Origin of the sequence: Methylobacterium sp. Leaf118 (assembly GCF_920984675.1) — a bacterium.
Classification (GTDB): Bacteria; Pseudomonadota; Alphaproteobacteria; order Rhizobiales; family Beijerinckiaceae; genus Methylobacterium.
Map to the genome: position 1 here is coordinate 100579 of NZ_CAKLBV010000001.1, position 16587 is coordinate 117165.

12 protein-coding genes and 1 riboswitch are annotated in these 16587 nt (G+C 71.5%); of the genes, 11 read left to right on the forward strand and 1 reads right to left on the reverse strand.

Annotated elements, in window-relative coordinates:
• The first annotated feature begins 46 nt into the window (after nt 1–46).
• The 6 genes from LW587_RS00465 to LW587_RS00490 all read left to right on the forward strand — a co-directional run bounded on the left by LW587_RS00465 (nt 47) and on the right by LW587_RS00490 (nt 9186).
• On the forward strand, nt 47–3094 hold the full coding sequence (locus LW587_RS00465) for a hypothetical protein (RefSeq protein WP_232627707.1): 3048 nt from the start codon (nt 47–49) through the stop codon (nt 3092–3094).
• Complete coding sequence (locus LW587_RS00470) at nt 3091–4791, forward strand: SWIM zinc finger family protein (protein ID WP_232627708.1); 1701 nt, start codon at nt 3091–3093, stop codon at nt 4789–4791. Before LW587_RS00465 ends, LW587_RS00470 begins: the two co-directional genes overlap by 4 nt.
• A gap of 301 nt (nt 4792–5092) precedes the next feature.
• Nucleotides 5093–6898: a reverse transcriptase family protein gene (locus LW587_RS00475; protein ID WP_232627709.1), complete on the forward strand. Its 1806-nt coding sequence runs from the start codon at nt 5093–5095 to the stop codon at nt 6896–6898.
• Between the two features lie 297 nt (nt 6899–7195).
• Nucleotides 7196–7681 carry an Hsp20 family protein gene (locus LW587_RS00480; protein ID WP_232627710.1) on the forward strand — a complete coding sequence of 162 codons (486 nt, stop codon included), beginning with the start codon at nt 7196–7198 and terminating at the stop codon, nt 7679–7681.
• A 143-nt stretch (nt 7682–7824) separates the two neighbouring features.
• Nucleotides 7825–8319 carry a hypothetical protein gene (locus LW587_RS00485; RefSeq protein WP_232627711.1) on the forward strand — a complete coding sequence of 165 codons (495 nt, stop codon included), beginning with the start codon at nt 7825–7827 and terminating at the stop codon, nt 8317–8319.
• Between the two features lie 15 nt (nt 8320–8334).
• Nucleotides 8335–9186 (forward strand): SOUL family heme-binding protein, encoded by an 852-nt coding sequence (locus tag LW587_RS00490; RefSeq protein ID WP_332839813.1) that lies wholly within the window; start codon nt 8335–8337, stop codon nt 9184–9186.
• A 69-nt stretch (nt 9187–9255) separates the two neighbouring features.
• On the opposite strand, the gene LW587_RS00495 is transcribed toward LW587_RS00490, so the two are convergent.
• Nucleotides 9256–9909, reverse strand: a complete 654-nt coding sequence (locus LW587_RS00495; RefSeq protein ID WP_232627712.1) for a 2,3-bisphosphoglycerate-dependent phosphoglycerate mutase — start codon at nt 9907–9909, stop codon at nt 9256–9258.
• Between the two features lie 444 nt (nt 9910–10353).
• Nucleotides 10354–10604: riboswitch (cobalamin riboswitch) on the forward strand.
• 122 nt (nt 10605–10726) lie between these two features.
• On the opposite strand from LW587_RS00495, the gene LW587_RS00500 reads away from it, so the two are divergent.
• Genes LW587_RS00500 through LW587_RS00520 form a run of 5 tightly spaced genes read left to right on the forward strand, consistent with a single transcriptional unit; the run spans nt 10727 to nt 16366 of the window.
• Entirely contained in the window at nt 10727–12739 is a 2013-nt protein-coding gene (locus LW587_RS00500; protein ID WP_232627713.1) for a TonB-dependent receptor plug domain-containing protein, read from the forward strand.
• Between the two features lie 22 nt (nt 12740–12761).
• Nucleotides 12762–13592 (forward strand): ABC transporter substrate-binding protein, encoded by an 831-nt coding sequence (locus LW587_RS00505; protein WP_232627714.1) that lies wholly within the window; start codon nt 12762–12764, stop codon nt 13590–13592.
• Entirely contained in the window at nt 13589–14611 is a 1023-nt protein-coding gene (locus tag LW587_RS00510; protein WP_232627715.1) for a FecCD family ABC transporter permease, read from the forward strand. The genes LW587_RS00505 and LW587_RS00510 overlap by 4 nt, the downstream gene beginning before the upstream one ends.
• Entirely contained in the window at nt 14608–15423 is an 816-nt protein-coding gene (locus LW587_RS00515; protein ID WP_232627716.1) for an ABC transporter ATP-binding protein, read from the forward strand. Before LW587_RS00510 ends, LW587_RS00515 begins: the two co-directional genes overlap by 4 nt.
• A complete protein-coding gene (locus LW587_RS00520; RefSeq protein ID WP_232627717.1) occupies nt 15401–16366 on the forward strand; it encodes a DUF6925 family protein in 966 nt (321 codons plus the stop codon). Before LW587_RS00515 ends, LW587_RS00520 begins: the two co-directional genes overlap by 23 nt.
• Nucleotides 16367–16587 lie beyond the last annotated feature (221 nt).

A 16587-nucleotide genomic window follows, 5' to 3' on the forward strand; every position in this document is an offset into this window, starting at 1 on the left:
GATGAAGGTTGTCCGTTCGGTCCGCCTGCATCTGCGAGAGGGGACCTTGGACAAGGTCTTCGAGGTGGACCTCGTCGAGAATCACGGGCTTGCAACCCCCGCACGCTTCTTCGTCAACGTGCGACACGGGCGCCGCGGCGCCGTCCTGCGCGAAGGCACCCGAACACCGCAGCCGGTGCCCGACGCGGCGGCGGAGGCGATCTTCGAGAGCGTCGTCGTCTCCAAGATCAATGCCGGCTATCGGCGCATCGAACGGGGCGCGACGGGGGCGGGCGCGCCCGCGGGGCGCGAGGGCGTCCTGCTCGCGCGGCTCGCGGCCTGTCGGCGTGAGGACTGGCCGGAACGGGACCGCGAGCGTCTGCTCTGGCGCATCGGACAGTTGCGGATCGCCCGGGCCGGGCCGGACCTCATCGGCCTGGCGCAAGATCTCGGACCGGCCCGGGCCAGCTATTCCCTGGTCTGGGCCCTCGCCCGATTGGCCGGGGCCGAGGCGCGGCCGACGCTGGCGGCCGTCGCCGCCGCCACGGGCAGCGTCGTGATCCGCGATCTCGTCCGCTTCGCCCTGGCGGCGCCTGACCTTGATGAGGCCCACGAGACCGGCGGCGCGCCCGATCTGCCCGCCACGGTGGCGCATCCGGCCGAGGCCGGCGATTGCGATGGCCTATGTGCGGCCCTCGACGCACTGGCCCGGCACGAGCCCGGCCGGGTCGGTCCGGCGCTGGTGGCGCTCGGGCGCCGCGCCAGACGGGCGCCGGTCCTCCACGCCACCCTCTGCGCCGCAATTCTGCGGTTGCCGCCGCAGCCTCCCTACCTGATCGGGCTGCGCCGCCTGTTTAAACACGCCGAGATGGCCGACGATCCCGGTCTCTTCGGTGCGACCGCGCATCGGTTCGAGTCCGTGAGGCCCGTGTCCTCGGGCGTCGGGCGTCCTCTCTTCCTCCCGGAACGCGGGCGAATCGTCCCCGCGGCGAGGCTCCGGCACGGCCCCGACGCGACGGTCGGGCTCTCGGTGGCGACCTGGCTCTACCTGCGGCGCCGGATCTGGCGCATTCTGCGCAAGCGCGGCGACGTGGGCGATCCGGCCTTCGCGGAGATGGCCACCGGCTTCCTGCTGACCCTGCGTCCGGAGGACCTCGACACCCGCATTGCCTGGACCGCCCAGATGCGCCGGCCGGACGGGACCTGGGGGGGCGAAACGCGGGCGCGCGGGCGCCTCGGGCAGAACTGGACCGCGAGTCAGCTCCTCTATCGGCATGCCCCCGGAGCGGTGCCGCAGCCCTGGAAGCTGACGTTCCTGGAATGCGCCGAGCCCGATCCGAACCGCCGCGACGAGGCGTTTCCCGATCTCTGGAGGGCCCGGCCCGATTTGGCGCTGCGGCTCGCGGCCGAGGCGGCGGTCGAGCCTGCGGCCCTACTCGGCGTCCGTGTCCTGCGGGCCGATCCGCTCGCCCGGGAGGCCTGGACGACCGCCGAGATCGCACGCCTTCTCAAGGCGCTGGCCGTCCCGGCGCAGCAACTCGGCTTCGAGGCCGCCCGCGATCGTCTCGCCCGCGGACCCGCCGATCCCGACCTTCTGGCCGCCCTGATCGCCAGCGATCTGCCCGAGGCGCGCGCGCTCGCGCTGCTGCGGATCGAGGCCGATCCACCGCTGCCCTGGTCGCGCGCCGCGCTCGCCTTCGCGCTGCTGACGAGCCCCGCCCCGGATGTCGCGGCGGCGGTCCTGCGCTTTGCCGACCGCGCCAAGCCGGAGGCGGAGGCGGCCGCTCTCGGCCGACGACTGACGACGTGGCTCCTGGCGCGGCCGACCTCCCTCGGCCCGGCGGATGCCTCCGCGATTCGGGCGATGCGCAGCGGCCTCGAAGCCCTGTGGCCGGGCCGCGACATGCCGGAGGCCGAGGGGGCCGTGGCCCTGTTGCGCCATCCTGCGCCCGAGGTGGTGGCGGCCGGCCTCGATTTCCTGTCGCGCGCCGGCGTCGATCCCGGCCGCCTGTCCCCGGATCTCTGGGCGTCCCTGATCGGATCGGCCTCCGAAACGATCCAGGAAGCCCTCCTCCGACTGTTGGCGTCCGCGGCCGATGCGCGGCTCGCCGCCCAGGCCGATGTCGTGCTCGCGCTGGCGAACGGCCCCTCGCCGGTCCTGCGGATCGCGGCGCGGCCCCTGGTCGTGCGCCTCGCCGCCGCCGATCCGGGCCTCGCCGAGCGTCTCGCCGGCGACCTGATCGCCTCCCTGTTCCGCACGGCCCCCGACGCGACCGCCGACGCCGACACGGTGGCGCTCCTGACGGAGGCGATGCCGGGCGCCCTCGCCGCCCTCGATCCCGGCACCCTGTGGCGGCTGCTCCAGGCGAAGGCCAAGGGGGCGCAGCGCCTCGGGGCCACGCTCCTGCCCGGGCGGGCGCCGGATGCGTTCAGCGTGCGCCAGATCGCGCGGCTCGGCGGCCATGCCCACGCCGCCGTCCGCCGCTGGGCGATGGCCGCGTTCGCGGCCGAGCCCGCCCGTTTTCAGGCGGAGGCGGCCGAGGCCGTGCTCCTGATCGAGAGCCCGTGGCCGGAGGTGGTCGCCTTTGCCCAGTCGCAGTTCGAGACCTGGCCGGACGAGACTTGGACGCCGCCCGTGCTGGCGCTCGTCACCGACAGCGTCCAGCCGGACGTGCTCGCCTTCGCCCGTCACCTCCTGCGCAGCCGGCTCCGCCCCGGCGACGTGGAGGCGCATCTCCCGCGCCTCCTCGAACATCCCTCGCCCTCGATGCACCTGCTGATCACGGAAGTGCTGACCGAGGCGGCGGTCGCGAGCGAGGCGGCCTTCGCCCGGCTGATCCCGCTCGCCCGCATGGTGATGCTTCAGGTGCTCAAGGGCCGCATCGCCAAGGACCGGATGGCGGCCTTCCTGCACGCGGAGGCCTTGCGCAGCCGGGCCAGGGCGGAACGCCTCATGCCCCTGTTCGCCGATCTGTCGCTGAGCGGCACCGCCCGGGACCGTGCCGCCGCGATCCTGACGCTGCGCGACATCGCCGAAGCCCATCCGGGCCTCGGCACGCCGCTTGTCCGCCTTGCGACGGAGGCGCGGACGGCACGCGCGGAGTCCGCCCGATGAATGTCGTCCACCGCTATCTCGGCGAAAGCCTGGCCGTCTCCGATGCGGCCTCGACCCGGCTCGGCTTCGTGCCCGACGCCCTGCGCGCGCCGACCTACTTCACCGGCACAGTCGCCCGCCACCTGCCGTTCCGTGAGGCGATCTCGGCCCTCCACCACGTCGTCGTGTCCGATCTGCGCTTCAAACCGAAGGACCGCACCGCCTATCGCGCCTGGCTCGAATCCCATGAACGGCAACTCCTCGCCGAGGCGCTGGGCGAGAACGACGCGATCCGGGCGGAGATCGACGCCCTCGGCGCCGAACTCCGGGATATCGATCGCCAGACCACCAAGATGCTGAGCCCGTACTATACGGCGCAGAGGCACTACTTCAGCCATCTCTACAAGGAGAATTTCGACGCCTGGCAGGTGCTCGATCCGGTCATCACCGTCCATCCGGACGAGATCTTCTTCGAGTGCTTCAGCCTGGACGAATCAAGCTACGGCCGCCTGTCCTGCGACCACGATACCTTCGAGCGGGTCGGCGCCATGGCCTGCGGCACCACCAACATCGACTACAGCCACGCCCTTCACGACGAATTCCAGAAGATCCGCAGCGACCGCGACACCGAATTGTCGATCGATCCGAGCGGCTTCGAGGTACAGACCGGCGGCGCGGCGGCCTATCGCGAGGACAAGATCGAGCTGCCCGATTCCTGGATGCGCGGTTTCCTCCAGGTGTCGAGCGCGATGGCGCAGCCCGCCTTCACCGTCGATCTCCACCCGGTCGACATGCACGCGATCCTGACGCGGCTCGGCGCGCGCCGGGAGCGCCACGGCCCGCGCTCCCTGCGGTTCCTGCTGGAGCCCGACCGGCCGGTCTCTGTCCTGATCGAGCCGTGGAACGAGCGGCTAACCTTCCGCCGATCGATCTACCGGGGCCCCACCGGCGCCGAGATCCGGCTGTGGGGCCGGCGGCGGCTGGCGATCCTCGCCCGCGCCCTGCCACTGGCGAAGTCCGTGCGCCTGCATCTGCTCGGCACCGGGATGCCCGCCTTCGCGGTGGTGGATTACGGGGGCTTGCGCTTCACCCTCGGCCTGTCGGGCTGGACGGCCAACGACTGGTCGCGCGCCGGGCAATTCGACCTGCTGGCACCCCGCACCGAGGTCGACGGCGATACCGCCGCCCGCGTCTTCGCGGCGCTCGGGCGGCGCCATTTCGCCAGCGCCGAGGTGCTCGCCACCGACACCGGCCTGACCCGCGCGACCGTGGAGGCCGCACTCGGCGGCTACGTCCAGGCTGGCCGCGCCATGTTCGATCTCGACAAGCGCGTGTTTCGCCTCCGCGAGCTGACCCGCGAGCCGCTCGATGCGGGCGCGCTGCGCTTCGCCTCCGAGCAGGAGGCCAAGGCCGACCGCTTCCTGGCCGCAAGGCTCGTCGGCCTCGATCCCGTCCGGCATGCCGACGGCCTGCTCTGGCTCTCCGGAACCGTGCTCGACGACGGAACGATGCTCCGCCCGACCGTCGAGATCGACGCCGACGACCGCATGGTCGGCGGGGCCTGCGGCTGCGGGTTCTACCGCCGCAACCGGCTGATGCGCGGCCCCTGCGAGCACATGCTGGCCCTGCGCCGCCTCTTCCATGGCCAAGTTGAAGGCAAGGGCCAGTTCGAGGGCAAGGGCCAGTTCGAGGGCAAGCCGATGAGGCCCCAGGCGTGAGCGGGAATCGATTGATGCCGGCCCGCGCCCGGTCTAGGTTCATCGGCACGAGGGGCGTCGTCCGGGGCGGACCTTGCATCCTGGGCGGCGTTTCGCCGTCCCTGCACCCTGCCCGGCAAAGCGTCACCGGCCCGCTCTTCACTGGGCCGGCACTGACCACCCGGCTCCGTTCGCGGTTTGGGTTCGCTGAACCCAAACGGTGCCGGGTGGTCGTGCCGGCATCGAGTGGAGCGGGCCGGTCCCGAGACTTGACGAAGGCATCCCGGCCGGCGTCCCTCGTCCCATGCCGGCGGAGCCGCCCATGAGCGCGCAGCCCGGCTCGCTGACCCGCCAGCAGCTCTACGACCGCATCCGCGAGACCTCGAAGGACGAGGTGATCCTCGAGGAAATGGTCCGGCTCGGCTTCTGGCCGGACGGGGCGGAGCGGCCCAACCTGCCCGACGCGCTGATCCGCCGCCGCGGCGAGATTGTCCGCACGCTCGGCGAGCTGCACCTGCGCGAGGCCCTCTGGAGCGATCCCGACGCGGCGCTGAAGGAGATGCATCGCCGCCGCAAGAAGGCGGCCCTGGAGCGCCGCCGCGAGACCAAGCTGCGCAACGCGCGGGGTCGGCACGAGCGGGCCCTCGCGTGGCATGCGCGCCGCGACGAGGACCTGTTCCATCTCGGCGAGGGTGTCTCGGCCGGTCTTTCGGCCCCGGACGCCGCCGGACACGCCCCGGCCCCGGGCCTGCCGGCTCTGGCGAGCCCCAAGGCCCTGGCCGACGCCATGGGGATCGGCATGGGCGAGTTGCGCTTCCTCGCGTACGACCGCGCGCTCACCGCCGTCAGCCACTACCGGCGCTTCACGATCCCGAAGAAGGCCGGGGGGGAACGCCTGATCTCGGCACCGATGCCGCGGCTGAAGCGGGCGCAGTACTGGGTGCTCGACGCGCTGCTCGCCCATGCGCCGGTCCACGAGGCCGCCCAAGGCTTCGTCCCCGGTCGCTCCATCCTGACGAACGCGCGGGCCCATGTCGGGCGGGACGTGGTGGTCAACCTCGATCTCAAGGATTTCTTCCCGACGCTCGACTATCGCCGGGTCAAGGGCAAGTTCCGCGGTCTCGGTTACGCGGAGCCGGTCGCCACCGTACTGGCGCTGCTCTGCACCGAGCCGGACGTCGATGCGGTGGAGATCGACGGGCAGCGCCTCTACGCGGCGCGGGGTCCCCGCCGCCTGCCGCAGGGGGCGCCGACGAGCCCCGCCCTCACCAACCTGATCTGCACCCGCCTCGACCAGCGCCTCTCCGGGCTCGGCCGCAGCCTCGGCTTCACCTACACGCGCTATGCCGATGACCTGACCTTTTCGGCTTCCGGCGAAGCGGCGGGCCGGGTCGGCCCGCTTCTCAAATATGTCGGCGAGATCGTCGCGTCGGAGGGCTTCACGGTCCATCCGGACAAGACCCGCGTGATGCGGCGGGGCCGCCATCAGGAGGTGACCGGGCTGACGGTCAACGAGCAGGTCGCCGTGCCGCGCGAGACCCTGCGCCGGTTCCGCGCCCTGCTGCACGCCCTCGAACGACACGGCCCTACCGGTCGCCGCTGGGGCCGGAGTGCCGACGCGGGCGTCCCGCGGGCCGCCCTCGGCTTTGCCCGCTTCGTCGCCATGATCACGCCCGAGGCCGGGGCCCCGCTTGTCGCCCAGGCCCGGCGTCTGGCCGAGCGGCACCGGGCCGGGGCGGCGATGGCCCGCCCGGTGATCCCGGTGTTCCGCAGCCGGGCCGCACAGGGGGCGGCGCCCTGGGAGCCCTGGTGGAGGCCGGCGAAGCCGCAGGCCCCGACGCCCGACCCGATCCTGATCGAAGCCGAAGCCGAGGCGGCCGCGCTCCGAGAAACCGAGGGCGACCGCCCTCGGCGCCGGACCTCGGCTCGGAGCTGGCTTCCCTCGATCGGCCGATCGACCGATACGGCTCTCGCGGGAACGGGCCGCGCGCCGATGAAGCCCTGGATGATCGCGCTGGGCGTGTTCGTCCTGGTCCAGGCCGCCACCGTGATCCATCCGGCTCTCGGCGGGCTGGTTCTGATCGCGGCACTGGGCGTCGTCCTGTGGCGCTGGTTCCGCCGCCGTTAGTTCAGCGGCGGGAGACGGGAGACGCCGGCTTCGACACAAAACGGCTGCGACGCCGGCGTTTCGAGCCTGGACCCGCCGCCTCGACCCAGCCGCCCCCGCGCGGCCGGCCGGCCGGGAGGCCGAGGCGCAACGCTGCGCGTACCTTGAACGGCAGCCGAAAAAAATTGCCGGGATCCCGGAACCTGACTGACTTTGAGACGTTTCGCGCATGCGAGGCCTGAACGGGCTCGCTTGTTGGGCGCCGGACCGGGTGTCCGGCGGCTCTCGTCATCACGTTGCTCAAGGGAGGATGTGGTTATGAGGAGTCTCGATTTCGCACCCCTGTACCGTTCCACCGTCGGCTTCGACCGCCTATTCTCGCTCCTCGATCAGGCCGCCCGCGTCGAGCCCTCGACGCAGTGGCCGCCCTACGACATCGAGAAGGTGGCCGACGACCAGTACCGCATCACCATGGCGGTCGCCGGGTTCGCCCCCGACGAGATCGAGCTGACCCAGCACGACACTGCGTTGCTCGTCACGGGTCAGAGAAAGGACAGGGACGGCGAGCGCGCCTACCTGCATCGCGGCATCGCCAGCCGGGGCTTTCGGCAGACCTTCAATCTGGCCGACCACGTGAAGGTCACCGGCGCGTCCATGGAGAACGGTCTGCTGATCGTGGAACTCAAGCGCGAGGTGCCTGAGGCGTTCAAGCCCCGCCGCATCGCGATCGGCGGCAGGCAGGCGGCCCTGGGCCAGGACAACGCGGCGGCGGCCCAAGTCGTCGATCACGCGCGGGCTGCCTGAGCCCCGCAAGCATACTTTTGACGCACGAAGTTCCGGAGGCCGTGCGCGCTCGCCGCCGAGCTGTGGCCGGCTCGGCGAAGACAACTTGGCCTCCGGAAGAACCTTGCTGATCCAACCCTCCGAACCTTCAGGGAGGATGACCCATGTCGATGATGGAGACCCATCTCACCCATTCCGGCCCGATGAACCCGCCCGCGGGTCCGCCCGCCTCGTTCGAGGCCTGGCAGGCGCTCGTCGCACCCGGCGACGTGTTCCGGCACCCCAGGGAGGTCCTCGCGCATCCGCTGCTCTCGCCGGCGGAGAAGCGCGCGATTCTGGCGTCCTGGGCGTCGGATGCCAGCGCCCTCGACAGTGCCCCCGGCCTGCGCTGCCTGGCGGGATGCCGGGCCGAGCCGGTCTCGGTCGATGTCGTGCTCGGCGTCCTGGCCGAACTCGACGGATCGGCCGCCCGGGAGGCGCGTCCGGCTCAGCCGGTCCGTGCCACGCCACGCCGTCCGCGCCGGCTGCCGTTCCCGCACCGTCACGTCCCCCGCCGACGGCGCGACGACGACGACGATCCGCCGCCCTGCCCGGCGATGGCGATGCCGCGCCCGCGGATACCACCGAACGTGACCCTGGCCCTCGCGCTGCCGGCGTGAGGGGCGGTCGGCCCTTTGGAGGATCGTCCCGGGCAACCGGATCCGGGACGATCCGCTCAACGCCTGGGCCGCATCAGCTTTTGGAGAGAGCGGGCGTCCACCGCCGAGGCCGATGCGCCGGAGACGGCTCCCGAGGTGTTTCGCCCGGTCCTTGTGCCGCATCGCCGTTTCCCGGGCGCCGTCCACCTTGCGGGGCGGGACTCTGCGAACGCGCAGCGGGAGCGGGCGCCGCCCGCCGCGATGCAGAGGGTGACGGCACCGATGGACAAGCTCTCCTACTACCTCCTCGCCGCGATCGAGTCGGTGCTTGGCGTCTTCGGCGTGCGAACGCTCTACGAGCAGCCCGATTACAGCGTCGTGCGCCGGCTCGACCAGGGCGTCGAGATCCGTGCCTATGAACCCCGGCTTGCCGTCGAAACCGACGCGAAGCGGCAGGGCGACGCCGAGGCGTTCGGGCGGCTGTTCCGCTACATCGCCGGCGCGAACCGGGAGGCCGGCCGCATCGCCATGACGGCCCCCGTCGAGATCGCCGGAACGCGCATCGCGATGACCGTCCCGGTCGAGCGGAAGGCGGGCGGCACGATGCGGTTCTTCCTGCCGCGCGCGGTCGTCGAAGCAGGGGCGCCGGAGCCGACCGAGGCCGGTGTCCGTCTTGTCCAGGTGCCCGCCGAACGTGTGGCGGCGCTGCGCTTCTCGGGCCGCATCTCGCCCGAGGCGCTGGCCGAGCAGGAGCGCATCCTGGCCCGCGCCCTGTCGGCCGCCGGTGCCGACGCGAGCGAGGCCCCGATGTTCATGGGATACGATCCGCCCTTCGCCCTCCCGTTTCTGCGCAGGAACGAGGTGGCAGTCCGGCTGCGCGCGTCTTGAAAAGCGGCGCCGACGCCGTGAGCCTGCATCCCGCCTTTCGGCCGTGACGCTGCCACCGCTCCCGGCTTCTCAGGCTGTCCGATCGGCCTCGGGAGCGATCGCGGCCCTGCGGACCAGGCCGCCCTCGGCCGCCGCCGCGTAGATGAGGAACTCGGCGGTGCCGAGATTGACCTCCTCGATCGCCTCCGGCGCGATGCGCTCGAGCTGCACGAGCAGGGCGCGCAACGAGTTGCCGTGGGCCACCACGAGGACCGACGCGCCGTCCCGGAACCGCGGCGCGATGCGTCCCTCGAAGAACGGCCAGACCCGTGCCGCTGCCATCGCAAGGCTCTCGCCGCCCGGCGGCACCGCCTCGTAGGACTTGCGCCAGGAGCGAACCTGATCGCCGCCGAAGCGCGCCCGGGCCTCCGTCTTGTTCAGGCCGGCCAATTCTCCGTAGTCGCGCTCGTTGAGGGCCGCGTCCTTCTCCACGGATAGGTCCGGCTGACCGAGTTCGCCCAGCATGAGCGCCAGGGTGTCCTGGGCCCGTCGCAGCCGGCTCGTGAACGCCACGTCGAAACGCAGCCCCAGCGCCTTCAGGGACCGGCCGGCCGCCCGGGCCTCCTCGACGCCGCGCGGCGTCAAAGCGGGATCGCGCAGGCCCGAGAACAGGTCGCGGGCGTTGTCCTCGCTCTGCCCGTGGCGCATCAGCACCAATGCGGTGTCGGCCGTTGCCCTGTCCATCCGATCTCCCTCGACGACTTTGCGTCCACGCCGCGCGTTCTTGCTTCGTCGCGCGTTCTTGCCTTGCCGCGGCCCACCCGGCGAGGGGCAAAGCGGCCACACCCCCCCCGCCGTGATGGTCGACCCCTCATCGCCCCGGATCGCGGAGATCGCGCACGACACGGGACGGGCGGGACGTGGACGATCCGGAAAACAGGGAGCGATCGGGGGCGGGCCGAGGCCCATCGTCGTCTCGAAATGACGGGGCTTCTGAGCCCGTTGCCCCCGCTGCAAGGCCGGCTCAGGATAAGGATATGATAAGATCGGGTTCAGTTTGTTGAGTGCGCTTTGTCTTCGTAAAACTGAAAAACCTCTGAAAATCTGCCTCGAACACATCATGCATGGGCTTGTCGAGCAACGGGATTTGGATTTCTGCCGATTCCGATTGACCGGTCTTGCCTCGAGTGAGATGAGGATTGGGACGGTTCCCCTCGGGGGACGCAAAAGGGAACGGGGTGAGGGCGAAAGCCCGATGCCTCGGCTGCCCCCGCAACTGTAAGCGGCGAGCCTTTCGCCACCTGCGAGCGCCTTGTGACGGGCCCGGATACCGGGTCTTGCGCAAGAGACGCTCAGTCACTGGATGGGCCTCATCCGGGAAGACGGTGGCAAGGCAATGACCCGTGAGCCAGGAGACCTGCCGTCAGCCGTGGTCACACGCGAAACGCGTCGGGCGGGGTGCTCCGATGGGTGTCGAAGCGCTGCGAATCCCGTGGGGCGCGGCGGCTGAGGCCTCGTTCGCGGTGACGTGCCACTGCCGTCGCCCGAGGTCGCCTGTTCCATGCCGTTCGTCCCCCGTTCCGCTCTGCGGTTCGCGCTGGTTTTGTCCTGCGCGGCCGCGACCCTCGCCTCAGGGCCGGCCCCGGCGCAGCAGGCCGCAGCCCCCCGTATCGGGCCGAAGGATCCGCCGGCCGGCGCCCCGGCGGCCACGACGCTGGAGGAGATTTCGGTCAGCGCCACGGGCGTGCCGACGCCGACCGGGCAGGTGGGTTCGAGCGTCACGGTCCTGACCGCGCCGATGCTGGAGCAGCAGCAGCGCCGCACTGTCCCGGACGCGCTCCAGCAGGTGCCCGGCCTCAACGTCGTGCAGACGGGCGGACCGGGTGGCCAGACCTCGGTCTTCATCCGCGGCGCGAACGCGAACCACACCAAGGTGCTCATCGACGGCATCGATGCGACCGATCCGTCGAGCCCGAACGGTGCCTTCGACTTCGGCCAGTTGCTCACCGACGACCTCTCCCGCATCGAAGTGCTGCGCGGACCCCAGAGCGGCCTCTACGGCTCGGATGCCATCGGCGGCGTGATCGCCTTCACCACGAAGCGCGGCGAGGGACCGGCGCGGGCGAGCCTGCGCGTCGAAGGCGGCACGTTCGGGACCTTCAACCCGTCCGGACGGATCAGCGGCGCCGAGAATGGCTTCGACTATTCGGTCACGGTCTCGCATGTCCGGGCCGCCGCGACGCCGGTGACTCCCCTCGACCTCGTGCCCCTCGGCGGACGCCGCTTTCCGAACGCCTACGACAACACCACCGTCTCGGCGAAGCTCGGCTATCAGATCACCGACACGCTCCGATGGAACGCGGTGACCCGCTTCACCGGATCCAAGCTGCTGATCTCCCTCGACGATTATAGCCTGTTCCCGAGTCCGGTCCGGTTCGGTGCGTTGCGCGGGCAACAGGATGTCGAGCAGATCTTCACCCGCAACGAACTCGAATGGACACCGTTCGCCGGATTTCACAACATCCTGGCATTCAATTACTCAAATCTGTCCAGCCGGAATCAGTCGGATATCGATAACCCGCTTGCGCTGCTCCCCATCGAGAACACCGGCGAGCGGATGCGGTACGAGTACCGTGGCGACTATCGGTTCTCGCCCGGCAATCTGATTCTGTTCGGCGCGCAGCGCGACGAGGAGCGCCTGTCCAACGCCGACCCCAACCCGTTCGGCGCCGGCACCGTGAACGCCCGCAACGGCAACACGGCGGGCTACGCCGAAGCGCAGCTGACGCCCTTCGCGCGGGCCTTCCTCGTGGCCAATGTCCGCCACGACGTGAACGACGCATTCGGACCCGCCACGACGTTCCGGGTCGCACCGAGCTACATCCTGCCGTTCACCGAAACACGGCTGAAAGGCAGTGTCGGGACAGGCTTCAAGTCCCCGACTCTCTACCAGCTCTTCGTCGACATCCCCTCCTTCGGTCAGATCGCCAATCCCGGGCTCAAACCGGAAGAAAGCTTCGGCTATGATGCTGGCTTCGAGCAGCCCTTGGGTGATCGGGTCCTCGTCGGCGCGACCTATTTCCAGAACGACTACAGGAACCTCATTCAGACCGAGTTTCTGCCCGGCTTCCAGTACCGGTACGAAAACGTCGGCCGGGCGAACTCCTACGGCGCCGAATCGTTCGTGGCCGTGCAGATCAGCGACACCCTGTCGGGACGCATCGATTACACGAACACGGTGACGAAGGATGAGATCCGCGACCAGGAATTGCTGCGCCGCCCGCGTCACAAGGGCAGTGCGACGGCCCTCTGGACGCCACTGCCCGGGCTGACCGTCAGCGGCACCCTGGTCGTCCTCGGCTCGTTCGTCGACGGAAACCGCGACTTCTCCGTCCCGCGGTTCCGGGCGCCGGGCTTCACCCTCGTCAACCTCGCCGTCACCTACGACGTGTCGGAGACGGTCAGGGTGTTCGGGCGCATCGATAACCTGTTCGATCGGCGCTACGAGAATCCGACCGGCTTTCTCGGCCCGGGCCTCGCCATCTATGGCGGCGTCCGCGTGACCGCGTTCTGAACCGAACTCCGGCAGGAGAACGATGCCGTTGCGAAGGGCCCTCGCCGTGCTCGCCGTCCTGATGGTTCCGCCGGCCGTGGTGGCCGCGCCGGCGCGGGTCGTCTCGATGAATCTGTGCGCCGACGAACTGGTCCTGCGGCTTGCCGACCGGACCCAGATCGCCGCGGTGACCGATCTCGCCCGCGATCCCCGCGGCTCGACGGTGGCCGCGGCCGCCCTCGGCCTGCCGGTCACCCGCGGTCTGTCGGAGGAGATCGTCGCGCTTGCGCCCGATCTGGTCATCGCGGGCGCCTTCACCACCCGCCAGACGGTCGGCCTGCTCAAGCGCATCGGCATCCCCGTCCTCGAACTCGGCGTCCCCACCGACCTCGAGGGGGTGCGCGATCAGATCCGCATTGTGGCGGTGGCCCTCGGACAGCCGGAGCGCGGCGCGGCGATGGTCGCCGACCTCGATGCCCGGCTCGCCGCCGTGATGCCCGCGCCGCGTGCCCTGCGCGCCCTGGTGATGCGCCCGAACGCCTTCACGGTGGCGCCGGGCGGTCTCGGGGACGCCCTGATCCGGGCCGCCGGGCTCGTCAACGTGGCCGCCGAACTCGGGCGAGACCGGTTCGGGCAGGTGCCGCTGGAGGCCGCCGCCTTCGCCGATGCCGACCTCCTCGTGGTGGATGCGGGGATGCCGGGCCACCCGTCCCTGGCCGATGCGGTCCTGCACCATCCCGTCGTCCGGTCGTTGCATCGCTCGGGCCGGACCGTCGCGATTCCCAATCGGTTCTGGACCTGCCCCGGTCCGCAGATGGCGGAGGTCGTGGCCCGGCTCGCCGCGGCGGCGCGCACCCGGAGCGGAGGACCATGACCACACTTGTTCCATCCGGCGCCGCGGGCATCCGAGGGCGCCGCCTCGTGGCGGGGCTCGCCGCTTCCGTCCTCCTGCTCACTGGCGTATCGGTCGCGGTCGGCTATGCCGCCTTCGACGTCACCGCGGCCTTTGCCGATCTCCTGTCCGGGCGCACCACGCTTCCCGCCCTGGTCCTGTGGGAGTTGCGGATCCCGCGGGCGCTGCTCGGCGGCCTCGTCGGGTTCAGCCTCGGCCTCACCGGGGCGGCGATGCAGGGCTACCTGCGCAATCCCCTGGCCGATCCCGGCATCCTCGGACTCTCCTCGGCCGCGGCGCTGGGCGCCGTCATCGTGTTCTATGGCGGGTTCGCCGCCTCGCTCGCGCTGGCCCTGCCGCTCGGCGGCATCGCGGGCGCGGCACTCGCGGCCGGGCTCCTGAACGCGCTGGCCGCCCGCGGCAGCGGCACCCTGGGCCTGATCCTGGCCGGGGTCGGCCTGTCGAGCCTGGCCGGCGCGCTGACGGCGCTCGCCCTCAATCTGTCGCCGAACCCCTACGCGGCGCTGGAGATCGTGTTCTGGCTGATGGGATCGCTCAGCGACCGCAGCATGGACCATGTCCTGCTCTGCCTGCCGCTGATGGCGCTGGGCTGGGCACTGATGCTCTCGACGGGCTCGGCGCTCGACGCGCTGAGCCTCGGCGAGGACACCGCGGCGAGCCTCGGCGTCTCCCTCGTCTCGGTGCGGCTGCGGCTCGTCACCGGGGCGGCACTCGCGGTGGGCAGCGGGGTCGCGGTCAGCGGCGCCATCGGCTTCGTCGGACTGGTCGTGCCCCATCTCGTGCGCCCGCTCGTCGGATCGCGCCCCGGAGCGAGCCTCTGGCCCAGCGGGCTCGCCGGCGCGGTGCTGGTTCTGGCCGCCGATATCGGCGTGCGCGCCCTCGCCACCCGGCCCGAACTGAAGCTCGGCGTGGTGACGGCGCTGGTGGGCGCGCCGTTCCTGATCGTCCTGCTCCTGCGCAGCCGCGGAGGGCGGGTATGAGCCTCGAGGCGCGCGGCCTCGCCCTCCGGCTTGGCCGCCGATCCCTCCTGTCCGGCATCGACCTCGCGCTGGCGCCGGGCCGCTTCGTGGCGCTTGTCGGGCCGAACGGGGCGGGCAAGACCACGCTGCTCCGCGGGCTCACCGGACTGCTCCCGCCGTCCGCAGGCACGATCCGGCTCGACGGGCAGCCCTTGTCCGATCTGAGCCGCGACGCGCGCGCCCGGCGGATCGCGGCCGTATTCCAGGGCGTCGGAGTCGGCTGGCCGATGAGCGTCCGCGAGATCGTCGCGCTCGGGCGCCGACCCCACCGCCGCGTCTTCGCCGGCCCGGGGGAGCGGGACGAGGCGGCGATCCTCCGGGCGATGGAGCGGACGGATGTCGCCCATCTCGCCGACCGCGCCGAGCCGAGCCTCTCCACCGGCGAGCGCATGCGCACGCTTCTCGCCCGGGCGCTTGCCGTCGAGGCCGATTGGCTGATGGCCGACGAACCGATCACCGGCCTCGATCCCGCGCATCAAATCGATGCCATGGCCCTGTTCCGCGACATCGCCCGCGACGGCGCAGGCGTCGTCGCCGTGCTGCACGATCTCACCCTCGCCGCCCGCTTCTGCGACCGCATCCTGGTGCTGGCGGAGGGGCGGATCGTGGCGGACGCGGCCCCGGACGCGGCCCTGACCGACCGCCTGCTCGCCGAGGTGTTCGGGGTGACCGCGCGGCGGGGACGGGCACCGGACGGAACACCCTACATCCTGCCCTGGGCCCGCGCCCGGGCGACGACGGAGGACGACGATGACGCCATCCGCTCACCTTGACGCGGTCACGGAGCTGCTGCGCGGCGCCCTCGCCGATCCCGGGACCGCCTGGAGCCTCGGCACCTTCGGGGCCATCGCCGAATTCATGCGCGATCCGGACGAGCCGGTGCAGGCCCTGGCCGACGGGCGGATGGGGATGGCCACCGCCCGCGGGGCCATCGCCCTCATCCCGAATGCCGATCTGCGTCCCGTCGCCTACGAGACCGCTTTGGCCTTGGGCTGGAACCACGCGGTCGCCCTCTGTCTGCCGTCGGAGGCCTGCGCCATGAGCGGCCGCAGCGTGGTGACCGAGCTCGGCCCCGATCGCGAGGCCGCCAGGGCCGAGAACCGGGAAGACGTCCTGTTCGATCTCGGCCTCGGGCTGCGCGCGGTCGATGCCTGCGTGCGCACGGGCGATCCGGACGCCGTCGCCTGTCTCCGCGCCGGGGTGGGCCGCCCCCTGTTCGACCCCGCGAACCCGATCGGGCCGCGCCTCGTGGCCATGAGCCCGCACCGGATCTTCCTCGCCCGGATCGGCCGGATCGAGGTCTACGCGCCGATCCCCGGGCCGGGCGGCACGAGTCCCGAGGGACCGCACACGCATGTCCTGCCGAAACTCCTGCGTCAGGGCCGCACGCATGCGGCGACGACGCCAATCCCGGCCGGCCTCGTGCCCTGCGCCGGTCTGCATCCGCCCCACCCCTACAAGGACATGTTGGGCCAGCGGATCGCCTTCGACGTCGCCCGCCTCGATGCGTTTCGGGCGCTCCTCGACCGTTGGGGCGATCCGGACTGGGTCGCGATCAAGCGCGGCGCTCCACACATGCCCGACAGTCCCCTTTCGAGCCGGCACGCCCAGGGGGCCCGCCGCGTGGCCGAGATCCAGGCGCGCCTCCGCCGCGGCGAGAGCAATGTGCCGGATCTGCTCTTGGACGAGAACGACGGCGAGGCGGACGAGGCGTGAGCGCGAAAGCCGTGGCGGAGGCGGACCGAGTGCCGGGCCGGGCTACCCTCGGATCGGCCGCCCTGCCTCCGGCACATCGATCGATTCAGGGACGGCCCGCTCCGCCTCTGCCCCAAGCGCCGTCGGGATAAGGCCCGGCGCGGCATGACGGATGCCTGTGAGCGGGACGGACGGTGACGCAGGCTCGCCCGTGCCTAGCTCCGCTATCGCTGCCCGATCGT

Excerpts from the sequence above, each read along its gene's own strand:
- LW587_RS00470 (WP_232627708.1), top strand. The coding sequence starts at position 3,091 with ATGAATGTCGTCCACCGCTATCTCGGCGAAAGCCTGGCCGTCTCCGAT.
- LW587_RS00475 (WP_232627709.1), top strand. The coding sequence starts at position 5,093 with ATGAGCGCGCAGCCCGGCTCGCTGACCCGCCAGCAGCTCTACGACCGC.
- LW587_RS00480 (WP_232627710.1), top strand. The coding sequence starts at position 7,196 with ATGAGGAGTCTCGATTTCGCACCCCTGTACCGTTCCACCGTCGGCTTC.
- LW587_RS00485 (WP_232627711.1), top strand. The coding sequence starts at position 7,825 with ATGTCGATGATGGAGACCCATCTCACCCATTCCGGCCCGATGAACCCG.
- LW587_RS00495 (WP_232627712.1), bottom strand. The coding sequence starts at position 9,909 with ATGGACAGGGCAACGGCCGACACCGCATTGGTGCTGATGCGCCACGGG.
- LW587_RS00500 (WP_232627713.1), top strand. The coding sequence starts at position 10,727 with ATGCCGTTCGTCCCCCGTTCCGCTCTGCGGTTCGCGCTGGTTTTGTCC.
- LW587_RS00505 (WP_232627714.1), top strand. The coding sequence starts at position 12,762 with ATGCCGTTGCGAAGGGCCCTCGCCGTGCTCGCCGTCCTGATGGTTCCG.
- LW587_RS00510 (WP_232627715.1), top strand. The coding sequence starts at position 13,589 with ATGACCACACTTGTTCCATCCGGCGCCGCGGGCATCCGAGGGCGCCGC.
- LW587_RS00515 (WP_232627716.1), top strand. The coding sequence starts at position 14,608 with ATGAGCCTCGAGGCGCGCGGCCTCGCCCTCCGGCTTGGCCGCCGATCC.
- LW587_RS00520 (WP_232627717.1), top strand. The coding sequence starts at position 15,401 with ATGACGCCATCCGCTCACCTTGACGCGGTCACGGAGCTGCTGCGCGGC.